The organism is Streptomyces sp. NPDC014006 (genome assembly GCF_043088925.1).
In the GTDB taxonomy this organism is placed as follows: domain Bacteria; phylum Actinomycetota; class Actinomycetes; order Streptomycetales; family Streptomycetaceae; genus Streptomyces.
In genome coordinates, this window is the sequence record NZ_JBICAJ010000007.1 from 434774 (window position 1) to 454711 (window position 19938).

Genomic DNA, 19938 nt, shown 5'->3' on the forward strand with positions numbered 1-19938 from the left:
TGCGGGGTGCCGCCCTTCGGCGCGGACAGGGAGCCGGGACCGCGGTTTACGGCTCGAACTTGTAGCCGAGGCCCCGCACCGTCACCAGGTAGCGCGGCGCGCCCGGGTCCGGCTCGATCTTGGCGCGCAGCCGCTTGACGTGGACGTCGAGGGTCTTGGTGTCGCCCACGTAGTCGGCGCCCCAGACCCGGTCGATGAGCTGCATACGGGTCAGGACGCGGCCCGCGTTGCGCAGCAGCATCTCCAGCAGGTCGAACTCCTTCAGCGGCAGGTCGACCTTGGATCCGCTGACGGTGACCACGTGCCGGTCGACGTCCATGCGGACCGGGCCCGCCTCCAGCGCGGCCGGGGCGACCTCCTCCGGCTCGCCGCGGCGGCGCAGCACCGCGCGGATACGGGCGACCAGCTCGCGGGAGGAGAAGGGCTTGGTGACGTAGTCGTCGGCCCCTATCTCCAGGCCGACGACCTTGTCGATCTCGCTGTCCTTGGCGGTCACCATGATCACCGGGACGTTGGAGCGGCCGCGCAGCTGACGGCACACCTCCGTGCCGGGCAGACCCGGCAGCATCAGGTCGAGGAGGACGAGGTCGGCGCCGTTGCGCTCGAATTCGTCGAGTCCGTCGGGGCCGGTGGCTGCCACGGCCACCTCGAAGCCCTCCTTGCGGAGCATGTACGACAGGGCGTCGGAGAAGGACTCCTCGTCCTCGACGACGAGCACACGGGTCACGGAAGGACCTCCGGGGCGGAAAGCGTTTCGTACGCGGATGAGTCGGGGGTGTGGGACGAGCCGCGCGACGGCTCGGCGGACCGGCCGGCCCCGTCGGGGTCGTCCTCGCCTTCGAGGTCGGGGTGCTGGTGGGCGCGGTCCCGGCCCGCACCCGCCTCCGGCAGTCGCAGGGTGAAGGTGGAGCCCTGTCCCTCGGCGCTCCACACCGTGACCTCCCCGCCGTGCGAGGCGGCCACGTGTTTGACGATGGCCAGGCCCAGGCCGGTGCCTCCGGTGGCACGGGAGCGGGCCGGGTCGACGCGGTAGAAGCGCTCGAAGATGCGCTCCTTGTCCCTGTCGGAGATGCCGATGCCCTGGTCGGTCACGGCGATCTCGATCATGTCACCGCCGGGTGCGGTGAGGCGCCGGGCGGCGATGCCGACGCGGGTGCGGGCGGGGGAGTAGTTGACGGCGTTCTCGACGAGGTTGCCGAGGGCGGCGGCGAGCTGCCCGCGGTTGCCCCACACGGCGAGGTCCGCCGTGCCGCCCGCCGCCATGGTGATCTGCTTGGTGCCCGCCTGGTGGCGGCAGCGGTCGATGGCCTCGGCGACCAGTTCGTCGACCCGGACCGGCTCGGCGTCCTCCAGAGGATCGTCGTTCTGCACCCGGGACAGGTCGATGAGCTCCTGGACCAGGTTGGTCAGCCGGGTCGCCTCGATCTGCATGCGCCCGGCGAACCGCTGCACGGCCTCCGGGTCGTCGGAGGCGTCCATGACGGCCTCGGACAGCAGGGAGAGCGCGCCGACCGGCGTCTTCAGCTCATGGCTCACATTCGCCACGAAGTCCCGCCGGACCGCCTCGATGCGCCGGGCCTCGGTGAGGTCCTCGACGAGCAGCAGCACCAGCCGCGACCCGAGCGGCGCGACCCGCGCGGAGACGGCGAGCGCCTCACCGCGTCCGGTGCCCCTCCTCGGCAGATCGAGCTCGACCTGTCGTATCTCCCCGTCCCTGCGGGTGTCGCGGGCCATCTGGAGCATCGGCTCCACGGAGAGCCGGCCGCCGCGCACCAGCCCGAGGGCGTACGCGGCGGAGCTGGCCTTGACCACGGCGTCCGCCTCGTCGAGGACGACTGCGGAGGAGCGGAGTACGGACAGGACGGTGTCGACGCCGGGCGGGAGCACGGCCTCGGTGTGCAGAGAAGTACGAGTGGGGCGCTTCTGCTCCCGCTCGCTCCAGCGGAACGCCAGCATGGCGATCACACCGGTGAGCACCCCGGCGATCGCTGCCGCTGCGGCGACCGCCGCGTTCACGTCCATGGCACCAGGTTAGGCATGACATCCGACATGCCCACAGCCGTCCGGGCGTCAGCTCGAACACTCGTCGCCCAGAGTTCACCTTGGGGCCAGGATTGATTCATTTGGGGTCGCGGAACCGGACGCGTAAGGGACGGAACGTGGGAGCGTGGGGTCGGGAGCCCTGCCCGGAACCCCGGACGACACGCACGAGAGGGAACCTGATGCGGGACGCGTACCACGAGGAACTGGACTCGATCGGCGACGGTCTGGTGGAGATGACCCGGCTGGTCGGGTCGGCGATCGGGCGCGCCACGACCGCCATCCTGGACGCCGATCTGAAGCTGGCCGAGAGCGTCATCGAGGCCGACCAGAGGGTCGACGAGCTGCAGCACGACCTGGAGGCGCGGGCCATCGCGCTGCTGGCGCGGCAGCAGCCGGTGGCCACGGATCTGCGGATCGTGGTCACCTCGCTGCGCATGAGCGCCGACCTGGAGCGCTCCGGCGACCTGGCCCAGCACGTGGCCAAGCTCGCCCGGCTGCGTTTCCCGGCGCGTGCGGTGCCGCAGGATCTGCACGCCACGATCCTGGAGATGGGCCAGCTCGCGCAGCGCCTGATGGCGAAGGCGGCGGAGGTGATCATCACCAAGGACGTCGACCTGGCGCTCCAGCTGGAGCAGGACGACGACGCGATGGACCTGCTGCACCGCACGCTCTTCCAGCACCTGATCGACGACCGCTGGAAGCACGGCATCGAGACGGCCGTCGACGTCACCCTGCTGGGCCGCTACTACGAGCGCTACGCCGACCACGCGGTCGCGGTCGCCAAGCGGGTGGTGTACCTGGTCACGGGCGAGCACGCGGACGAGCTCCAGGCGGACATCCAGTCGGTGCCGGGGGCGGAGAGCGCCTGACGTCGACGCCGAGGCGTCGGGGGCGCGATGCAGCCCGCGCGCCCGAGGCCGTCGGGGGCGCGCGCTGCAGCCAGCGCGCTCGTATGCGCCGTTGATGCGCCCGACAGTCCGGGCATGCAATGGGAACAGGCACGAGCCTCGTCGAGGAGGAACCATGGCCGATTCCCCCAGCACGCCCGGTACGACGTCCGAGCCCACGCAGGAGCGCCCGACCGAGCAGCCCGCGGAGATCAGGAACCTCACCCTGATCGGCGCCTGCGGCTGCGGCTCGGGCTGCGGGTGCGGCTGCCAGTCGGGCAGCCCGTGCCAGTGCGGCTGACCCGCTGACGCGCCACCGAGGACCCCGGCCGCCGCTCCGGCGCCGCCGGGGCCTTCGGCGTACACCGCCGCTCCCGTGACCGCCGGGGCCTTCCGCGTGCGCGGTCGTGGGTACGGGCGGAGCATGAGGAGGAGGAAACGCACCCACGGCAGAAGGAGGTGCGGACCATGCCCGAGTTCATGGACGTCCACCACGGCATGAAGGGCATCACGGCGGACCAGCTGACGAAGGCGCACAACGCCGACCTCGCCCTCGAGGCGACCGAGAACGTCCACTTCAAGAAGGCCTGGGCGGACCCGGAGTCCGGCGAGGTCTACTGCCTCTCGGAGGCCCCGTCGGCCGAAGCGGTCCAGCGGGTCCACGAACGCGCGGGCCACAAGGCGGACGAGGTCCACGCGGTGACGCTGTCGGCCTGAGGTTCTCCGGTCCTACGCCCCGGGGGCGCGGAAGGCGACCTGCCGACGGGTCGCCTGGTCGACCTCCTCGACGGTCAGGAGCGGAGTGACACGGGTCGTCAGCGCCCCGCTGGCCGTGGCGGTAAGGCTGATCGCGGCCATCGACACCGGGTCGGGAAGGTCGATGACGCACACGAAGTCGTCTTCCCCGAAGGCGAAGTACAGGGCCTCGATCGTCCCGCCGAGTTCGGTCACGGTCCGCTCGACGGCGGCGCGGCGGCCGCTCCCCCCTTCTTTGAGGAGCCCCTTCGTACCCTCGGGCGTGTAACTGGCCTGAATGAGGAACTTCGGCATGGGGACGCTCCCGGCCCGTCGCTGGTCCGAATCCGATACGTCCAAGGCCTTCCCGTCCCCGCCCCTGGTCCCACACCCGAGGCGGCGGGATTCACTCGTTGGCGCCGCGTGTTGCGCCGGCCGACGCGGCGACCACGCACAGCACGGCGATCCACTGCGACCAGTGCAGCGACTCCTGGAGTACGAGGAGCCCGACGAGGGCCGCCATCGCGGGCTCGAGACTCATCAGGATGCCGAACACCCGCGGCGGCATCCGGCGCAGCGCTTCGAGATCCAGCGAGTACGGGATCACCGACGACAGCAGCGCCACAGCGAGCCCCGCGGTCAGCACCCACGGCTGCAGCAGCGCCGTACCGCTGTCGGCGGCCCCGAACGGAACGGCGACCAGCGCCGCGACGGCCATGCCCAGGGCCAGCCCGTTGCCTTCGGAGGTGTGCCGCCCCAGCGCCGCGCCGACGAGGATGTACAGCCCCCAGCACGTTCCCGCTGCGAGGGCGAACACGAACCCGACCAGGTCGAGGTCGCCACGCCCCTCCGTCAACAACACGACACCGCCGGCCGCGAGCAGGGCGTAGAAGGCGTCCAGCCGACGCCGCGCCCCGGCCAGGGCGACGGCCAGCGGCCCGAGAAACTCGGTGGTCACCGCGATGCCGAGCAGGACCAGTGCCGTGGGCGGGACGGCGCCGAAGCCCCGCCCGACCACCGCCCTCAGTGAGCCCCCGCCCACCGGCTCAAGTCCGGCCGTACCGTCGTCAGTTGTGGACACCCGTGGATTGTGGACGACCCAGCGCCACACCTCACACGGATTTACGCCCGTGCAGCATCCAGTCGCGCGGCGGGCTCTTGTGCGTCCTCGAACGGGAAGTCGTCTTCCCCGAAGTCGGGGGCTTGGAAGGGGTTGGTCACCGGAGGCGGTGAGGCAGCACCGGAGGAGCGGGTCTGCGCCTCCGGGGCGGAGAACATCGCGTTCAGTTCGATGAGAGGACTCTCTTTCGTCACAAGCCCCTGGCGGGGCCTGGTGTGCCGTGACCGGGCACAGCGGTCCTACAGCTTGGTCATCTTGGCGTACGGGCTCAAGATCCGCATCTGCGCCGTACCGAAATCCACGAGCGCGGCGATCCCGTCCTCGATCCCGACCACCCGGCCGAGACCGTACATGTCATGGGTGACCTGGTCGCCCAGGGCGAAGTGCTTGGGCGCCGGCGCGACCGGCGCCTTGAAGGGGCTGGTCGGCAGATGACGCTTCTGTGCAAGGGGCTTCGTCATGGTTCAGTATGAACCCACGCACTCGCGATTCGCTGTGGCCACGGGCACAATCCGAACCCGGCACACCCACCACACGGCCCTGACCTGGGCTTTCACGGCCGACCGCGCCAGAAACTCGTATGGCGACCGATCGGCGCGGGCCGCTGGCGTTGTACGGACCCGGTCAAAACGTCGGGGAGTTCAGCCGACGGCGACAGACCGCTGCCGGTCATGCCAAGCGCCACAGGGGCGCGTCGTACTGCTCCGGTCGGCTGTCGGTGAGCAGGCGGCGCAGGGTTTCGCGCTGGGAGCCGTGGAGGTTCAGGGCCTCGGTGAGACGGCGGAACGTCGTGTGGGTGGCTCCGCGGTCGCGGGCCTGCGCCTCGAACCGGTCGAGCTGCCGCCATACGGCTTCGGCGTCGGGCTTCGCCGGTGGCTGGTCCCGCATCCGGGCGGCCTTGTCACGCTCGTGGTCGATCTCGGAGAAGCCGCAGATCTCGCGGCTGTACGCCTCCGCCTCGTCCAGGGCGGCGGTGGTCATGATGGCGCGGGCCAGGCGGTTGCGGTTCAGCGCTTCGTCCAGGTCCACTTCGTGCACCCGTGGGCCTTCGTCGGTGAGAGCTACGGCGGGCCCGGCATCGCGCACCTCGCAGGCGCCCCTTACTCCTCGGGCCGTGGCGGCGAGCATCGCGGCTGCCTCGGAGGGGTGCCACGCGAGGACCGCGCCCATCCGTTCCGCGTCGTCCGCGGTGAGGGTGTGGACGACGGGGCCGAGGAGCGGGCGCAGGTCGTCCGGGGAGACCTCGCCGTCCAGGCCGGGACCGGCGACCAGCAGGCGGATCGGCGCGTTCACCTGGCAGGCGGCGGCCAGGGTGAGGGCATCGGCGAGAGGGCTCTTCAGCGTCGGCTCGTCACCCCGCGCGAGGATGTCACCGCCGACGTCCAAGAGGTCGATCGACTCCGGCTCGAAGTGGCCGACCAGCTCCTCCAGTTGGCGCGTGACGCCTTCGGCGCCCTGGTGCGGGTCGAGCAGCGCGACGGTGTGCGGGACCTGCGCCGCGAGCCTGGGGAGTGTGGAGTCCGCCGGGGTGACCGTCCGGGCCTCGGCCGGCACCGCCGACACGGCCGGGGTGATCTGCTCGAGGCCGATGAAGTCACGAACTCCCCGCGGGCCCGGCACCGCACCGAGGAGCGGACGATCCCACGCGTACGTGAGGATCACCGCCGGGTCCGCGCCGCCGTACAGCCCCGGGCCGAGCATGGCGGCGGCGACCGCGTCGCCCCCACCTCCTGCTGCGACGATCAACCGCGTCATGTTTTCAGCCTACGGCGCTCCGCGAGGCGGGACCCGGTCCTGGTGTTCGACGTGCCGAACGCAGCCCCGAGCGCGAGGGCCCGCCCCGCCCGTCACGGAAATACGGCGGCCGTGACCCGGGGACATGAACCCGAACCGCCGTCCGTAGAGTCTGCGGCTGATCAAGGTCGGCTCGAGGAGACTCACGTGCACCCCATGGCAGTCGAACAACGCATCCGGATGCGGGCGGACCGGCTCCGGGGCTGGGGCATCGGGCTCGTGGTCTGCGCTTCCCTGTTCTGGATCTACGCCGCCTGGCAGGTGTTCACGCCCTACGACTCCACCTACAACGCGGTGGACTGCCCCGCACCGGTCAACTCCGACCGCCGGGATCTGTACTTCGAGGATGCCGAGCACGCGCACCGGAACACGCTGCGATGCGCCGCCACCCGGGACTGGCCGAGACCCCTGGCCGCCCTGGTGATCTCGGTCCCGCTCTCGGCCACAGGCGCCGCCCTGTTGACCGCCGGCACGGTCATCACCCGTCTCCGCCACCACGACGACGAACTGCAGCGGGCGAAGAAGTGAGACTGCCGAGGGACACGAAAACGCCCCCGATCCGCGCCGTGAGCGAAGGTCGGGGGCGTGATCGGTAACGCTTACTTCTTCTTGCCCTGGTTCTTCACGGCCTCGATCGCCGCCGCGGCCGCCTCCGGGTCGAGGTACTTGCCGCCCGGGGTGACCGGGTTGAAGTCGGCGTCCAGCTCGTAGTAGAGGGGGATGCCGGTCGGGATGTTCAGGCCCGCGATGTCGGCGTCCGAGACGCCGTCCAGGTGCTTGACCAGGGCGCGCAGGGAGTTGCCGTGGGCCGCGACCAGGACCGTGCGGCCGGTCAGGAGGTCGGGGACGATCGCGTCGTACCAGTACGGGAGCATGCGGATGACGACGTCCTTGAGGCACTCCGTGTCCGGGCGCAGCTCCGGCGGGATCGTCGCGTAGCGGGCGTCGTGCGCCTGGGAGAACTCCGAGTCCTCCGACAGCGGCGGCGGCGGGGTGTCGTAGGAGCGGCGCCACAGCATGAACTGCTCCTCGCCGAACTCGGCGAGGGTCTGCGCCTTGTCCTTGCCCTGCAGGGCGCCGTAGTGGCGCTCGTTCAGGCGCCACGAGCGGTGGACCGGGATCCAGTGGCGGTCCGCCGACTCCAGGGCGAGCTGGGCGGTGCGGATGGCGCGCTTCTGGAGGGAGGTGTGGACGACGTCGGGGAGCAGGCCGGCGTCCTTGAGCAGCTCACCGCCGCGCGTCGCCTCCTTCTCGCCCTTCGCGGTCAGGTTGACGTCCACCCAGCCGGTGAACAGGTTCTTCTCGTTCCACTCGCTCTCGCCGTGGCGGAGGAGGATCAGCTTGTACGGTGCGTCGGCCATGAGGACGAGCGTAATCGAAGGCTCCTGGGCGGCGGCGTGGGCTCTCGTACCGCGGACACTTGACGGGGTTTGTTAATCGAGTGGTTTCCCCGGCATCGGCTTTGTAAGTTGCGGTTACCTGTTGCGCCGCTTACATCCCTCGGGGGGATCTCCGCCATGCCGTCTGCCGCACTGTCCGACCTCAGACGTGCCGCCCGGGAGTCCGTCGCGGGGCTGCCCCGCGCCTTCTGGTGGCTGTGGACCAGCACCCTGGTCAACCGGCTCGGCGCCTTCGTGGCCACCTTCATGGCCCTGTACCTCACCCTCGACCGCGGCTACTCCGCCTCCTACGCCGGCCTCGTCGCCTCCCTGCACGGGCTGGGCGGCGTCGTCTCCTCGCTCGCCGGCGGGGTCATGGCCGACCGGCTCGGGCGGCGGCCCACCCTGCTCATCGCGCAGACCGCCACGGCCGCCTCCGTCGCCCTGCTCGGCTTCATGAGCGATCCCGTCGCCATCGCCGCCGTCGCCTTCCTCGTCGGGATGGCCTCCAACGCCTCCCGGCCCGCGGTGCAGGCGATGATGGCCGACATCGTGCGGCCCGAGGACCGGGTGCGGGCGTTCTCGCTGAACTACTGGGCGATCAACCTCGGCTTCGCCGTCTCCTCCATGGCCGCCGGTTTCATCGCCGAGGTCAGCTATCGGGCCGGCTTCCTCATCGAGGCGGGGATGACGCTGGTGTGCGCGATCGTCGTCTTCCTCAAGCTGCCCGAGTCGCGGCCCGTGCAGAGCGTCGACGCACCGAAGGCGCCCGACGTCGGCCTCGGGACCGTACTGCGTGACGGGCGGTTCATGGGTGTCGTCGGGCTGTCCTTCCTCGTCGCGCTGATCTTCCAGCAGGGCTCGGTCGGCCTGCCCGTCGCCATGGGCACGGCCGGCTTCACGCCCGCCGACTACGGGCTCGCCATCGCTGTCAACGGCGTCCTCATCGTCGTACTGCAGATCCCGGTCACTCGCTTCATCGAGCACCGCGACCCGCGGCGGCTGCTCGTCGCCTCCTCGCTGCTCGCGGGGTACGGTTTCGGGCTCACCGCCTTCGCCGGGTCGGTCGGCGTCTTCGCGCTCACGGTCTGCGTGTGGACCCTCGCCGAGATCGTCAACGCGCCGACGCAGACCGGTCTCGTCGTACGGCTGTCACCGGTGCACGGGCGGGGGCGCTACCAGGGCATGTACACGCTGTCGTGGTCCGTGGCCGCGCTGGTCGCGCCGCTGATGTCCGGTGCGGTCATCGACCGGTTCGGGCCGGTGTGGCTGTGGGCGATCACCGCGGTCGTCGGTACGGTGGCGGGCACGGGGTACGCCGTCCTCATGCGGCGCCTGCCGCGCGAGGAACCGGCGCCCGCGCCCGCCGTCCAGGTCAGGGATGCATCCGCGACCCCTTGAGCACCTTGTCCACCGCGTTGCGCGGCCCGTAGACCGCCAGCCCCACCAGGTCCAGCTCGGCCGTCGGCACCGCGCGGACCGCCGCCCGGTTGTCGCGGTCGTTGCCCGTCGTGAACAGGTCGCTGGTGAAGACCGCCCGCGGCAGCGCGCGGGAGAGCACGCGCGCGTGGGCCGCCGTCAGGGTTTCCTTCGTTCCCTCGAAGACCAGCACCGGCTGGCGGAACATCGGCAGGTAGTCCACCCCGTCGGCGTCCTCGTACGGCTCCCCGAGCACCTCGGGGAGCCGTGTGCCGAGGCCGCTGACCAGGAAGGCGGTGACGTTCAGGCGTTGCCAGGACTCCAGGTCCCCGCGGAGCAGGACGGCGATCTTGGTGTCGAAGCGGACGCCGGAGCCGGAGTCGGCGCCGGTGTCGGAGTGGCTGTCGGAGCTGTTGTCGGGGCGCGTCGGTTCGGCGTCGTTCATGGGCATGGGCATGAGACTCGCCGACGTCGTACGGGCCCGTCTTGTACGTTCTTTGCATGGCCGCGCAGCGTGAGGTGTCCGCGTGGCGGCCCCGCGTCCCCGGGGTCGTCGAGGTCTTCCACGCGCACTTCACCGAGTACGCCTACCCGATGCACGTGCACGCCGCGTGGACGCTGCTGATCGTCGACGACGGCGCGGTGCGCTACGACATCGAGCGGCACGAGCACGGCACGCTGCGCGACACGGTGTCCCTGCTGCCGCCGCACGTCGCGCACAACGGCGCCCCCGCCACCGCGGACGGCTTTCGCAAGCGGGTCCTCTACCTCGACTCCTCCCGACTCGGCGAGGACCTGATCGGGGCGGCTGCGGACTCCCCCGACCTGCGCGATCCGCTGCTGCGGCGGCGGGTGGGCCAGGTGCACACGGCGCTCGCCCGGCCCGGCGAGGAGCTGGAGGCGGAGAGCCGGCTGACCCTCGTCGCCGACCGGCTGCGCGCCCATCTGCGACCCCGGCTGGAGACCGAGGCGCGTCGCCCCGACCCGGTGCTCGCCCGCCGGCTGCGCGAACTGCTCGACGCGCGCGTGCCCGAAGGCATCACCCTGGAGGAGGCGGCCCGGGTGGTGCAGGCCCATCCCGCCCACCTCGTACGCGCGTTCAGCGGTGCCTACGGCATCGCGCCGCACCAGTACCTGACGTCCCGGCGGGTGGAGCGGGCGCGGCGGCTGCTGCTGGAGGGGCAGCCGGCCAGCGCGGTCGCGGCCACCGCCGGGTTCTACGACCAGGCTCATCTGACGCGCCATTTCCGGAAGTTGGTGGGAGTTGCGCCGGGTAAATACGCCATTTTGCGCCATGGTTGAACGCCGCACCCTTCCGTAGTCTGCGCTCATGGACTGGCATGCGTGGCACGACGCGTACGACGTACCCGACTCCTATCTCGGCCGCCGTCTCGCCCTCGTCCAGAAGCGGGTCCGGCACGCACTCGACGAAGCGCCGCCGGGTCCGCTCACGGCCGTCAGCCTCTGTGCCGGGCAGGGGCGGGACCTCATCGGCGTACTGGCCCGGCACCCCCGGCGGGCCGACATACGGGCGCGCCTGGTCGAACTGGACGAACGCAACGTGCTGTTCGCGCGCGCGGCGGCCGCGGCCGCCGGTCTGGACGGGGTCGACGTGGTGTGCGGGGACGCGGCGCTGACCGACCACTACACCGCCTACGCCCCGGCCGATCTGGTGCTGCTGTGCGGGGTGCTCGGCAACCTCACCGACACCGACATCGAGCGCACCCTCGACCACTGCACGCAACTGTGCCGCAGGGGCGGCACGGTGGTGTGGACGCGGACGCGGCACCACGAGACGAACGTGTGCGCATGGCTGGAAAAGCGTGGCTTCGACCCTGTGTGGGTCTCCGGCGCGGACATTCCCTACGGCGTCGGCGAGCACCGGTTCACCGGGGAGCCGGGGGTGTTACCGCCCGGGCGGCGCATGTTCACCTTCGTCGGCTACCACGTGCTGCACGGCAACCTCTTCCCGGACACGGGGAGTTGAGGGTCCGGCCAGATCGACGGAAGCACCGCTTCCGGACGTGTGTTCGGATAACGTTCCGGCCATGGATGACACACAGGACACCCGCACATCCTCCACGCCCACATCCCGGCGCGCCCGTCGGGTCACCACCGCCGTCGCCGGGGCGGCGGCCCTGGTCACGCTCGCCGTCGGCGCAGCCCTCGCCGCCGACGGCGACGGCGGCTCGACCCCGCCCACCGCGTCGTACAGCACTCCTGCGGACACCTCCGGGGGCGACAGCGTCGGCGTCGACTCCGGCGGGACCGACTCCGGTGGCGTGGACGGCGGTTCCGTCAGCGGTTCCGGTGGCGTGGACGGCGGCAGCGTGGACGGGGGTGGCGACGGCGGTACCGGCGGTTTGAGCGTCGGCGGTGGAGACGGCGACCCGAGCCCGACGTCCTCGCCCGACCCGACGCCGCCGCCGGACACCAACCCGCCGAGCCCCACGCCGTCGGCCCCGGTCGACCTGGACGAGCTGAACCGCAAGATCGACGAACTGAACCGCAAGGTCGATCAGTTGCCGACGAAGAAGGACCTGGCGGACGCGCTGCGCGCGCTCGCCGATGAGCTCGACAAGCCCAAGCCCGAGAAGACCAAGTAGGTCACTCCGGTCGCTGCGTGGTCACTCCGCTCGCTGCGTGAGGTGGGCGAACGCCTCCAGGTTGCGGGTGGACTCGCCGCGGGACACCCGCCAGGCGTACTCCTTGCGGATCGCGGAGGCGAAACCCAGCTCCAGCAGCGTGTTGAACGCCCCGTCGGCCGCCTCCAGGACCTGGCCCAGGAGGCGGTCGATCTCGTCGGGGGTCACGCAGGCCAGCGGCAGCCGTCCGGTGACGTACACGTCGCCGTGGCCGTCGACCGCGTAACCGACGCCGTACAGCTTGAGGTTGCGCTCCAGCAGCCAGCGGTGGACGCCGGACTCGTTCTCGTCCGGATGGCGTACGACGAAGGCGTTCAGTGACAGGGAGTGGCGGCCGACGATCAGCGAGACCGTCGTGGACAGCTTGCGGGTGCCGGGGAGCTTGACGACGAAGTGGCCGGGCTCGGGGCTCTCCCACTCCAGTTCCGCGTCCTTCAGGGCGTCCTCGACGACCTGCGCCGCCGCCTTGTGTGCCTCGGCCGCATTGCGTGCACCAGCTGCCTTGTCTGCATCTGTCGCCTTGTGTGCGTCACCCATGGTGCGAGCGTACGCGACGGCGGTGGGCCTGCAGCGCTGCCGTGTACACGTCGGCGGTGGCGGCGGCCGCGGTGTCCCAGCCGAAGGACTGGGCATGCCGGGCGGCGGCCCCGCCGAGGCGCGGGGTGAGCTGCGGGTCGTCGGCGAAGCGCTCCAGTACGCGCGCGTACGCCGCCGGGTCGTGCCCCTGCACCAGGAAGCCGGTCTCGCCGTCCCGCACCGCGACCGGCAGGCCGCCGACGGACGCGGCGAGCACCGGCGTGCCGGTGGCCTGCGCCTCTATGGCGACCAGGCCGAAGGACTCGCTGTAGGACGGCACCACCAGCACGGACGCGGCCCGGAACCAGTCGGCGAGCTGCTCCTGACCGACGGGCGGGCGGAACCGTACGACGTCGGCGACGCCGAGGCGCGCGGCGAGCTTCTGCAGCCCCTCGGGCTTGGCGAGGCCGCTGCCGCTGGGGCCGCCGACGACGGGCACGAGGATGCGGGAGCGCAGGTCAGGGCGCTCGTCGAGGAGGGCGGCGACCGCGCGCAGCAGGATGTCGGGGGCCTTCAGGGGCTGGATGCGGCCGGCGAACAGCGGGATCAGGGCGTCCTGGGGCAGGCCGAGGCGGGCGCGGGCGGCGGCGCGGCCGTCGGCGGGGCGGAAGCGGCCGAGGTTGACGCCGGGGTGGACGACGGCGACCTTGCCGAGGTCGGCGGCGTAGTGGTGGACCAGCTCGTCGGCCTCCTCGGCCGTGTTCGCGATGAGCCGGTCGGCGGCGGAGACGATCTGGGTCTCGCCGATCACACGGGCGGCGGGCTCGGGGGTGTCGCCGTCGGCGAGGTTGGCGTTCTTCACCTTGGCCATGGTGTGCATGGCGTGCACCAGGGGGACGCCCCAGCGCTGGGCGGCGAGCCAGCCGACGTGGCCGGAGAGCCAGTAGTGGGAGTGGACGAGGTCGTAGTAGCCGGGGCGGTGGCCGGCCCAGGCCTGCATGACGCCGTGCGTGAAGGCGCAGAGCTGGGCGGGCAGGTCCTCCTTGGCGAGGCCCTCGTAGGGGCCGGCGTCGATGTGCCGCACGAGGACGCCGGGGGCGAGCTGCACGGTGGGTTCGAGGCCGCGGGTGGTGGCGCGCGTGAAGATCTCGACCTCGATGTTGATCGCGGCGAGGCGCTGCGCGAGCTCGACGATGTAGACGTTCATGCCGCCGGCGTCGCCGGTGCCGGGCTGGTGGAGCGGGGAGGTGTGCACGGAGAGCATGGCCACGCGGCGGGGCCTGCGGTGCAGTCTGAGCCGTGCGGCGGCGGACGGGGAGCGACGCCCGAGCCTGCTGACGTAGTGGCTCACGTGGCGATCCTCCTTGCGGGCGGGCATGGTCCTCCGAGGGGGGAACATCGGGGGGCGGGTTCCCATTCCTGCGGGGTGGATTTTGCCTGGGCGTTACCGGGTTCGGGTGAACCGGGTGGGGGGTGGGGGCGTCGGGGGGTCGGGGGGCCGTCTTTCAGGTGCGGCGTTCGTTGTGGCTGGTCGCGGGTGCTTGTGCGGGTGCGTGGTGGCTGGTCGCGCAGTTCCCCGCGCCCCTTTTGTGCCTGCGGCGGCCCGTTGCGGTGGGTGGGTGGCTGGTGTCGCGCCTGCGGTTCGTGGTGGGTCGGGGACTGCACCAACGCCGTGGCGCGCACCATCGACTGGCATAGCGGCGGGCAGTCGCGCCTCCCCCAAGCTCTCCCCCGGTGAGCGCACCCACCCCCGGCCTGCACCGCACCGGCACCACGCAACGCTGGGCGTACGGGCCGAGCGCATACCCTCGTACGTATGAGTTCCCGTGCGTCGACCCGTCCTGTGGGCACCGTCACGCGGGGGACGACCAATCCGAATCGGTTGCGGCGGATGGACCGGTGGATCGCGGCCGTGCACGGGGCCGAGCTGCGACGGGTCGTGGATCCCGTCGCTGTCGACCTGGGGTACGGCGCCGCGCCGTGGACCGCGGTGGAGTTGCTGACGCGGCTGCGGACGGTCGCGCCACGCGTGCGTGTCGTCGGGGTGGAGATCGAGCCGGCCCGGGTCGCGGCCGCACTGCCGTACGAGCGGGAGGGGCTGGTCTTCCGGCACGGCGGGTTCGAGGTGCCGGTGCCCGGGCGGCCCGCGCTGATCCGTGCCGCCAATGTGCTGCGGCAGTACGACGAGGACGAGGTCGCCGACGTGTGGCGGCGGCTGTGCGCGCGGCTCGCCCCGGCCGACGGCGGTTTCGGCGGCGGGCTGCTGGTGGAGGGGACCTGCGACGAGATCGGGCGCCGGCACGTGTGGGTCGCGCTCGGGCCGGAGGGGCCGCGCACGGTCACCTTCGCGACCCGGCTGGGCTCGCTGGAGCGACCTTCGGATCTCGCGGAGCGGCTGCCGAAGGCACTCATCCACCGCAACGTTCCCGGTGAGCCCGTGCACGCCTTCCTGCGGGACTTCGACCGCGCCTGGGCGGCCGCCGCGCCTTACGCCTCCTACGGCGCCCGGCAGCGCTGGATCCGCACGGTGCGCTCCCTCACTGCCGACTGGCCGGTCGTGGACGGGCCGGTGCGGTGGCGGCAGGGCGAAGTGACGCTGGCCTGGGCGGCCTTGGCCCCCCGTCACTGATGCCGCGCCTGTGACCTGCGTTCCGTTGGGGCGCGTCGCTTGATCGGGTGAGTCTCGCGGCGGGTGGAACGATCTCCGGGGGCCGTACGTCGAACGGGCAGGGAGATCGTCTCAGCCGGCTGGGGGGCCGGACCATGCGGGGCTCGGGGGCCAGGAAGCACTGCCTCTGTCGCTTTCCGCACGGGCATGGCACGATCCCTGCGGCACCGATAAGTTACTGACGGTAAATCAGATTTGGGGGACGAGGTATGGCAGCGGGCAAGCGCAGCCTGATCGCGGCGGCAGTGACCGTGGTCTGCGCCGTCACCGTGCTGGCGGCACCGGGCATGGCCTTCGCGGCCCCCTCCCCCACCCCGACGCCCTCCGCCTCGCCGGCCGTACCCGCGAGCAAGGACCTGGAGGCCGTCCGTCAGCGGCTCGAGAAGCTCTACCACGACGCGGCCGTCGCCACCGACGCCTACAACGCTGCCGAGGAGAAGTCGCAGCAGCAGTCCGCGCAGATCGTCGAGCTCACCAAGAAGATCGCCCAAGGGCAGCAGCGCCTCGACCAGTTGAAGGACCGGGCCGGCGCCGCGGCCCGCGCCCAGTACCGCACGGGCGGACTGCCGCCCGAGGCGCAGCTGGTGCTCAGCGACGACCCGCAGCAGTTCCTCGACGGCACCCGGCGGCTGATGCAGGGCCAGCGCGCCGCCAAGGGCATGCTCGCGGAAATGGCCCGCACGCAGGAGGACTTGAAGCAGTACGCCGCAGACGCCGCCGAACGCTGGCGGCAGCTGGAGGTGAACCGCAAGGCCAAGGAGGCGGCCAAGCAGAAGATCACGCAGCAGGTCTCGCAGGCCGAGAAGCTCGAGTCCCAGCTGGAGGCGAAGGAGAAGGCGCGTCTGGCCGAGCTGGAGCGGCAGGCCGCGGCCAAGGCGCAGACCGCCTGGCTGGACACCGGGATACTCAAGGACGTCAAGACCGGCGCGAGTGAGCGGGGCCGGCAGGCCGTGGCCTTCGCGACGGCCCAGATCGGCAAGCCGTACGAATGGGGCGCCGAGGGCCCGCGGACCTTCGACTGCTCCGGGCTGACGTCTCAGGCCTGGGCGCACGCCGGGCAGCCCATCCCCCGCACCTCGCAGGAGCAGTGGGCACAGCTCAAGCACGTCGACATCAAGGACATGCGGCCCGGCGACCTGATCATCTACTTCGGCGACGCCAGCCATGTCGGGATGTACGTCGGCGACGGCACGGTCGTGCACGCCCCGCGCCCGGGGCGCACGGTGACCCTCACCGGGGCGGGCACGATGCCCATCCTGGGCGTCGTGCGACCGGACATGTAGCCGACACGTCGGAGTGGGCACGGGGGCGCATGGGGTGGGGGCACGGGGAGTGGACTCATCCAGTCGACCGGATGCCGCGCGGGCTCACCCGGCGTCCGCCGCGGGGCACTAGTGGCCCCCTCCGCGTGGCTGCGTGACCTGCGGCACGGGCGCCAACGCCCCTGTAAGGCGCGTCACGTGACCCACCGCACGTCGATCAAGGGGCCAAACCCCTGCCGACGTGACGTTCGTCATCCCCGTTCCGCGTCCCGCCTGTCCAACTGCGGTAGGTATCGCGGCATATGACGGCGGCCTCCTGCCGAGCGACGTGCCTCACACCATTCCTTTACCGCGCTCCCACCCGCTATGGTCCCGGTCGGTGGATCGAGGCCCCTCGCCCACCATGCCCTCGGGGGGAGGGAAGGAACCCAAGACAATGCCCGTACCCGTACCGCGGCCCAGGGCGATCCCGGCCGTGGAGAGTGGTCAGGCGCCGGCCGCCCGTGGAGGCGGCCCCTCCAAGGAAGAGACCCCGCGCAAGGAAGCCACGGTCGACAACGCCGCCACCACCCACCACAACCTCACATTGCTGCTGATCGAGGATGATCCCGGCGGTTCGCCGATCGTGCCCGATCTGCTCGACTCGGCCGGCAAGCCGATCCGCGTGCGCACCGCCCGCAACCTCACCGAGGCCGAGCGGCTGCTCACCGACGACGTCCACTGCATCCTGCTGGACCTCGCTCTCCCGGCGCCCGGCCGGTCCGCCGACGCCGACGGTGACCACGACGAGCTGGCCGTGCTCAAGCACGTACTGCAGCTCGCGCCCCGGCACGCCGTGCTCGCGCTGACCGCGTCCAACGACGCCGAGCGCGGTGCGGAGGCCGTGCGCGTCGGCGCGCAGGACTACCTGTTCCGCGACGAGCTGGACGGGCGGCTGCTGAGCCGCGCGATCCGCTACGCCGTCGAGCGCAAGCGGTCCGACACGGCCGAGCGCAAGCTCGCCGAGGGCCGGATGCGCGCCCAGGAGAACCGCCGGCTCGAGCGGGGCCTGCTGCCCACGCCGCTGCTGGACGGCTCCTCGCTGCGCTTCGCCGCCCGCTACCGCCCCGGCCGCTCGCGCGCGCTGCTCGGCGGGGACTTCTACGACACCGTCCGCACCCCGGACGGCACCGTGCACGCCATGATCGGCGACGTCTGCGGGCACGGCCCGGACGAGGCGGCGCTCGGCGTGGAGCTGCGCATCGCCTGGCGGGCGCTGACCCTGGCCGGGCTGTGCGGCGACGAGCTGCTGGGCACGCTGCAGGAGGTACTGGAGCACGAGCGCGGCGACGACGAGATCTTCGCCACGCTGTGCACGGTGGACATCGCGCCGGACGGCCGCCGCGCCGGCCTGTGCCTGGCCGGCCACCCGTCCCCGCTGCTGCTGCGCCCCGGCGCCCGGCCACGGCTGCTGCCGTACGACAACAACGGCCCCGCGCTCGGTCTGCTGCCGGGTGCGCGCTGGCCGCGGATGCATGTGGACCTGGGCGCCGAGTGGAGTCTGATGCTCTACACCGACGGCCTGATCGAGGGCCGGATCGGCGAGGGCCGCGAGCGGCTCGGTCAGGACGGCATGGTCGACATGGTCGCCCGCCGCTACGCCGAGGGCCTGCGCGGTGAGGCTCTGATCCAGCGGGCGGTCACGGAGGCCCGGGAACTGAACGGCGGCGAGCTGACCGACGACGTGGCGGTGGTCCTGCTGGACCGCCTCACCTGAGTCCGACTCGTCCGGAGTCCGACTCGTCCGGAGTCCCGGGGCCCCGGGGAGTGGGGGCTACCGCCCCCCGTTCCACGGGCCGTAAGGGCCGTCGCTGCTGGAGCCGCGGCCTCGGCGGCGGGGGCTGACCTGCTGGAGGGCCGGGCGCGCGTCGACGAAGAAGACGATGGAGGCGACGAGGCCGGCGAGCTGGAGGAAGAGCATCGGCACCAGCAGGTTCACCGCGACCGCGATGCCGAGGATGATCAGCCAGAAGCCCTTGTTCTGCTTGCCGGCGGCGCGGTAGGCGTCCTCACGGAACAGCGCGGCCATCACGAAGGCCACGACTGCCATCGCCAGCATCGCGAGGTACAGCAGCCACATGAACCCCGCGAAACCCTGCATCAGCACAACGTCCACCACCTGAGTCGGCTCGTCGATACGCGGTCACCGTACCCGTAGAACGGGCCGGACACCCCCAGGGTGCCCGGCCCGCGGAACTGCCGCCCGTGACTCCGCTTACTCGGCGGCGGGGGTCGTCTTCTTCGCGGTGGCCGTCTTCTTGGCCGGGGCCTTGCGGGCCGCGGCCCTCTTCGCGGCCGACTCCTCGGCCGACGGCTGCACCGCCGTGCCGGCCGGCTTGACCTCGACCGGCGCGGCCTTCGGCTCGGGGTCGGGCTCGACGGCCACCGCGAGGTCCACGACCTCGTCGGCGGCCTGACCGCGCCAGGTCTTCACGGCCTGCTCGCCGTGCTCGGCGACCTTCTCGTAGGCCTCACGGGCCTTCACGGCGTACTCGGCGGCCACGCCGACGCCGCGCAGGGCGAAGTCCTGGGCGCTCTCGCCGATCTTCTTCAGGTCGCCGTCGAGGGAGCCGATGAACTCGGTGACCTTGGTCTGGAGGGTCTCCTGCGTCTCCTTGACCCGGGCGGTGGCCCGCTCCTGGACGACCTTGGGGTCGGTGTTGCGGACGGCCTCGAAGCGGGCCGGCGCCTGCTCGCGCAGCTGCTCGACCAGGGCCGGCACCTTCTTGGCCTGCTGCAGCGCCAGATCGGCGGTACCGGCGGCGAAGTAGAGCGGGGTCGGGTCGCTGAGGGTCTTGCGCAGGTCGTCGGTGATGGCCATGGTGAGGGTCCTCCCGGAATTCTTTCGGATGAGGGTCTGTGTGGTCCGCAGCCGGCGGCCGGGTCTCCCTGGTCCGGTCAACCGGCCGTCTGCTGCGGTCCCGCGTCGTGTCCGCCGACCGTGCGGGGGTCGTGCGCCTCGGCGTCGCCCTGGCCGGCCGGCTCGGCGCCGTCGGCGCCGCCGAACCCGTTCTCCTTGCGGAACGACTCGTAGATCTGCAGCAGCACCTGCTTCTGCTTCACGTTGAGCGAGGGGTCGGCGAGGAGGGCCGCGCGGGTCGCGCCTTCCCGGAAGCGCTCCTCCCCGTCCCGTTCCGCGTCGAGGATGCCGGCGCGCACGTACAGCGTCTCGGCGGAGATCCGCAGCGCCTTGGCGACCTGCTGGAGCACCTCCGCGCTGGGCTTGCGCAGCCCGCGCTCGATCTGGCTCAGGTACGGATTGGACACCCCGGCGGCCTCCGCGAGCTGCCTGAGCGACAGCTGCGCATTGCGCCGCTGCTCGCGCAGGTACTCACCGAGATTGCCGACGTTGAGCGATGCCATGCCTCCACCTTGCCGCACCGCGCTAACTATTGCAAGCATCCTGCTTGCAAGCGTGCAACGGCGTGTCG

The 19938-nt window shown here is 71.8% G+C and carries 24 protein-coding genes; 11 read left to right on the top strand and 13 right to left on the bottom strand.

From position 1 onward, the window contains the following. Positions 1-46 precede the first annotated feature (46 nt). A complete protein-coding gene (locus ACF1GV_RS25385) occupies positions 47-727 on the bottom strand; it encodes a response regulator transcription factor (protein WP_076087010.1) in 681 nt (226 codons plus the stop codon). Then, positions 724-2022, bottom strand: coding sequence for a sensor histidine kinase (locus ACF1GV_RS25390; protein ID WP_391684922.1), 1299 nt, complete (start codon positions 2020-2022; stop codon positions 724-726). Before ACF1GV_RS25390 ends, ACF1GV_RS25385 begins: the two co-directional genes overlap by 4 nt. 200 nt (positions 2023-2222) lie before the next feature. On the opposite strand from ACF1GV_RS25390, the gene phoU reads away from it, so the two are divergent. From phoU to ACF1GV_RS25405, 3 genes are all read left to right on the top strand, one after another. Continuing rightward, positions 2223-2912, top strand: a complete 690-nt coding sequence (gene phoU / locus ACF1GV_RS25395; RefSeq protein WP_391684924.1) for a phosphate signaling complex protein PhoU — start codon at positions 2223-2225, stop codon at positions 2910-2912. A 154-nt stretch (positions 2913-3066) separates the two neighbouring features. Then, positions 3067-3231 (top strand): hypothetical protein, encoded by a 165-nt coding sequence (locus ACF1GV_RS25400; RefSeq protein ID WP_391684926.1) that lies wholly within the window; start codon positions 3067-3069, stop codon positions 3229-3231. Between the two features lie 167 nt (positions 3232-3398). Continuing rightward, on the top strand, positions 3399-3647 hold the full coding sequence (locus tag ACF1GV_RS25405) for an SCO4226 family nickel-binding protein (protein ID WP_391684928.1): 249 nt from the start codon (positions 3399-3401) through the stop codon (positions 3645-3647). A gap of 12 nt (positions 3648-3659) precedes the next feature. Here ACF1GV_RS25405 and ACF1GV_RS25410 read toward each other — a convergent pair whose 3' ends face one another. From ACF1GV_RS25410 to ACF1GV_RS25425, 4 genes are all read right to left on the bottom strand, one after another. Further along, the gene (locus tag ACF1GV_RS25410; RefSeq protein WP_391684930.1) at positions 3660-3980 is read right to left on the bottom strand and encodes a GYD domain-containing protein; all 321 of its coding nucleotides are present in this window, start codon (positions 3978-3980) and stop codon (positions 3660-3662) included. 91 nt (positions 3981-4071) lie between these two features. After that, the gene (locus tag ACF1GV_RS25415; protein WP_391684932.1) at positions 4072-4746 is read right to left on the bottom strand and encodes a DMT family transporter; all 675 of its coding nucleotides are present in this window, start codon (positions 4744-4746) and stop codon (positions 4072-4074) included. A gap of 278 nt (positions 4747-5024) precedes the next feature. Continuing rightward, the gene (locus ACF1GV_RS25420; protein ID WP_391684934.1) at positions 5025-5246 is read right to left on the bottom strand and encodes a hypothetical protein; all 222 of its coding nucleotides are present in this window, start codon (positions 5244-5246) and stop codon (positions 5025-5027) included. A gap of 208 nt (positions 5247-5454) precedes the next feature. Further along, positions 5455-6540: a DUF1152 domain-containing protein gene (locus tag ACF1GV_RS25425; RefSeq protein ID WP_391684936.1), complete on the bottom strand. Its 1086-nt coding sequence runs from the start codon at positions 6538-6540 to the stop codon at positions 5455-5457. 195 nt (positions 6541-6735) lie between these two features. Here ACF1GV_RS25425 and ACF1GV_RS25430 point away from each other — a divergent pair, with 195 nt between their 5' ends. After that, positions 6736-7107 (top strand): hypothetical protein, encoded by a 372-nt coding sequence (locus tag ACF1GV_RS25430; protein WP_391684938.1) that lies wholly within the window; start codon positions 6736-6738, stop codon positions 7105-7107. Positions 7108-7178: 71 nt separating this feature from the next. Here ACF1GV_RS25430 and ACF1GV_RS25435 read toward each other — a convergent pair whose 3' ends face one another. Continuing rightward, positions 7179-7940: a phosphoglyceromutase gene (locus ACF1GV_RS25435; RefSeq protein WP_391684940.1), complete on the bottom strand. Its 762-nt coding sequence runs from the start codon at positions 7938-7940 to the stop codon at positions 7179-7181. Between the two features lie 156 nt (positions 7941-8096). On the opposite strand from ACF1GV_RS25435, the gene ACF1GV_RS25440 reads away from it, so the two are divergent. Beyond that, positions 8097-9359 carry an MDR family MFS transporter gene (locus ACF1GV_RS25440; protein ID WP_391684942.1) on the top strand — a complete coding sequence of 421 codons (1263 nt, stop codon included), beginning with the start codon at positions 8097-8099 and terminating at the stop codon, positions 9357-9359. Here ACF1GV_RS25440 and ACF1GV_RS25445 read toward each other — a convergent pair. Next, on the bottom strand, positions 9334-9822 hold the full coding sequence (locus ACF1GV_RS25445; RefSeq protein WP_391685109.1) for a DUF2000 family protein: 489 nt from the start codon (positions 9820-9822) through the stop codon (positions 9334-9336). The two genes, ACF1GV_RS25440 and ACF1GV_RS25445, sit on opposite strands and share 26 nt — an antisense overlap. A 56-nt stretch (positions 9823-9878) precedes the next feature. On the opposite strand from ACF1GV_RS25445, the gene ACF1GV_RS25450 reads away from it, so the two are divergent. From ACF1GV_RS25450 to ACF1GV_RS25460, 3 genes are all read left to right on the top strand, one after another. After that, a complete protein-coding gene (locus ACF1GV_RS25450; protein ID WP_391684944.1) occupies positions 9879-10679 on the top strand; it encodes an AraC family transcriptional regulator in 801 nt (266 codons plus the stop codon). 28 nt (positions 10680-10707) lie between these two features. Continuing rightward, the gene (locus ACF1GV_RS25455; protein ID WP_391684946.1) at positions 10708-11364 is read left to right on the top strand and encodes a class I SAM-dependent methyltransferase; all 657 of its coding nucleotides are present in this window, start codon (positions 10708-10710) and stop codon (positions 11362-11364) included. 61 nt (positions 11365-11425) lie between these two features. Then, complete coding sequence (locus ACF1GV_RS25460) at positions 11426-11983, top strand: hypothetical protein (RefSeq protein ID WP_391684948.1); 558 nt, start codon at positions 11426-11428, stop codon at positions 11981-11983. Between the two features lie 21 nt (positions 11984-12004). On the opposite strand, the gene ACF1GV_RS25465 is transcribed toward ACF1GV_RS25460, so the two are convergent. Together ACF1GV_RS25465 and mshA are read right to left on the bottom strand one after the other, a co-directional pair. After that, positions 12005-12559: a YbjN domain-containing protein gene (locus tag ACF1GV_RS25465; protein WP_391684950.1), complete on the bottom strand. Its 555-nt coding sequence runs from the start codon at positions 12557-12559 to the stop codon at positions 12005-12007. Then, complete coding sequence (gene mshA / locus ACF1GV_RS25470) at positions 12552-13889, bottom strand: D-inositol-3-phosphate glycosyltransferase (RefSeq protein ID WP_391684952.1); 1338 nt, start codon at positions 13887-13889, stop codon at positions 12552-12554. The genes ACF1GV_RS25465 and mshA overlap by 8 nt, the downstream gene beginning before the upstream one ends. A gap of 465 nt (positions 13890-14354) precedes the next feature. Here mshA and ACF1GV_RS25475 point away from each other — a divergent pair, with 465 nt between their 5' ends. From ACF1GV_RS25475 to ACF1GV_RS25485, 3 genes are all read left to right on the top strand, one after another. Beyond that, positions 14355-15167: a class I SAM-dependent methyltransferase gene (locus tag ACF1GV_RS25475; RefSeq protein WP_391684954.1), complete on the top strand. Its 813-nt coding sequence runs from the start codon at positions 14355-14357 to the stop codon at positions 15165-15167. 248 nt (positions 15168-15415) lie between these two features. Further along, positions 15416-16489, top strand: coding sequence for an NlpC/P60 family protein (locus ACF1GV_RS25480; protein WP_391684956.1), 1074 nt, complete (start codon positions 15416-15418; stop codon positions 16487-16489). A gap of 415 nt (positions 16490-16904) precedes the next feature. Beyond that, positions 16905-18224, top strand: a complete 1320-nt coding sequence (locus ACF1GV_RS25485; RefSeq protein ID WP_391684958.1) for a PP2C family protein-serine/threonine phosphatase — start codon at positions 16905-16907, stop codon at positions 18222-18224. A 57-nt stretch (positions 18225-18281) separates the two neighbouring features. Here ACF1GV_RS25485 and ACF1GV_RS25490 read toward each other — a convergent pair whose 3' ends face one another. The 3 genes from ACF1GV_RS25490 to ACF1GV_RS25500 form a co-directional block, all read right to left on the bottom strand. Further along, positions 18282-18608 (bottom strand): DUF2516 family protein, encoded by a 327-nt coding sequence (locus ACF1GV_RS25490; RefSeq protein ID WP_391685111.1) that lies wholly within the window; start codon positions 18606-18608, stop codon positions 18282-18284. 114 nt (positions 18609-18722) lie between these two features. Further along, complete coding sequence (locus tag ACF1GV_RS25495) at positions 18723-19328, bottom strand: hypothetical protein (RefSeq protein WP_391684960.1); 606 nt, start codon at positions 19326-19328, stop codon at positions 18723-18725. Between the two features lie 77 nt (positions 19329-19405). Beyond that, the gene (locus ACF1GV_RS25500) at positions 19406-19870 is read right to left on the bottom strand and encodes a helix-turn-helix domain-containing protein (RefSeq protein ID WP_391684962.1); all 465 of its coding nucleotides are present in this window, start codon (positions 19868-19870) and stop codon (positions 19406-19408) included. Positions 19871-19938 lie beyond the last annotated feature (68 nt).

Bases quoted from the DNA above. Each gene is read 5' to 3' on its own strand.
- ACF1GV_RS25480 (WP_391684956.1), top strand. From the start codon at position 15,416: ATGGCAGCGGGCAAGCGCAGCCTGATCGCGGCGGCAGTGACCGTGGTC.
- ACF1GV_RS25475 (WP_391684954.1), top strand. From the start codon at position 14,355: ATGAGTTCCCGTGCGTCGACCCGTCCTGTGGGCACCGTCACGCGGGGG.
- phoU (WP_391684924.1), top strand. From the start codon at position 2,223: ATGCGGGACGCGTACCACGAGGAACTGGACTCGATCGGCGACGGTCTG.
- ACF1GV_RS25425 (WP_391684936.1), bottom strand. From the start codon at position 6,540: ATGACGCGGTTGATCGTCGCAGCAGGAGGTGGGGGCGACGCGGTCGCC.
- ACF1GV_RS25490 (WP_391685111.1), bottom strand. From the start codon at position 18,608: ATGCAGGGTTTCGCGGGGTTCATGTGGCTGCTGTACCTCGCGATGCTG.
- ACF1GV_RS25420 (WP_391684934.1), bottom strand. From the start codon at position 5,246: ATGACGAAGCCCCTTGCACAGAAGCGTCATCTGCCGACCAGCCCCTTC.
- ACF1GV_RS25410 (WP_391684930.1), bottom strand. From the start codon at position 3,980: ATGCCGAAGTTCCTCATTCAGGCCAGTTACACGCCCGAGGGTACGAAG.
- ACF1GV_RS25430 (WP_391684938.1), top strand. From the start codon at position 6,736: ATGGCAGTCGAACAACGCATCCGGATGCGGGCGGACCGGCTCCGGGGC.
- ACF1GV_RS25460 (WP_391684948.1), top strand. From the start codon at position 11,426: ATGGATGACACACAGGACACCCGCACATCCTCCACGCCCACATCCCGG.
- ACF1GV_RS25485 (WP_391684958.1), top strand. From the start codon at position 16,905: ATGCCCGTACCCGTACCGCGGCCCAGGGCGATCCCGGCCGTGGAGAGT.
- ACF1GV_RS25445 (WP_391685109.1), bottom strand. From the start codon at position 9,822: ATGAACGACGCCGAACCGACGCGCCCCGACAACAGCTCCGACAGCCAC.
- ACF1GV_RS25405 (WP_391684928.1), top strand. From the start codon at position 3,399: ATGCCCGAGTTCATGGACGTCCACCACGGCATGAAGGGCATCACGGCG.
- ACF1GV_RS25400 (WP_391684926.1), top strand. From the start codon at position 3,067: ATGGCCGATTCCCCCAGCACGCCCGGTACGACGTCCGAGCCCACGCAG.
- ACF1GV_RS25500 (WP_391684962.1), bottom strand. From the start codon at position 19,870: ATGGCATCGCTCAACGTCGGCAATCTCGGTGAGTACCTGCGCGAGCAG.
- ACF1GV_RS25465 (WP_391684950.1), bottom strand. From the start codon at position 12,559: ATGGGTGACGCACACAAGGCGACAGATGCAGACAAGGCAGCTGGTGCA.
- ACF1GV_RS25440 (WP_391684942.1), top strand. From the start codon at position 8,097: ATGCCGTCTGCCGCACTGTCCGACCTCAGACGTGCCGCCCGGGAGTCC.
- ACF1GV_RS25495 (WP_391684960.1), bottom strand. From the start codon at position 19,328: ATGGCCATCACCGACGACCTGCGCAAGACCCTCAGCGACCCGACCCCG.
- ACF1GV_RS25455 (WP_391684946.1), top strand. From the start codon at position 10,708: ATGGACTGGCATGCGTGGCACGACGCGTACGACGTACCCGACTCCTAT.
- ACF1GV_RS25435 (WP_391684940.1), bottom strand. From the start codon at position 7,940: ATGGCCGACGCACCGTACAAGCTGATCCTCCTCCGCCACGGCGAGAGC.
- ACF1GV_RS25390 (WP_391684922.1), bottom strand. From the start codon at position 2,022: ATGGACGTGAACGCGGCGGTCGCCGCAGCGGCAGCGATCGCCGGGGTG.
- ACF1GV_RS25450 (WP_391684944.1), top strand. From the start codon at position 9,879: ATGGCCGCGCAGCGTGAGGTGTCCGCGTGGCGGCCCCGCGTCCCCGGG.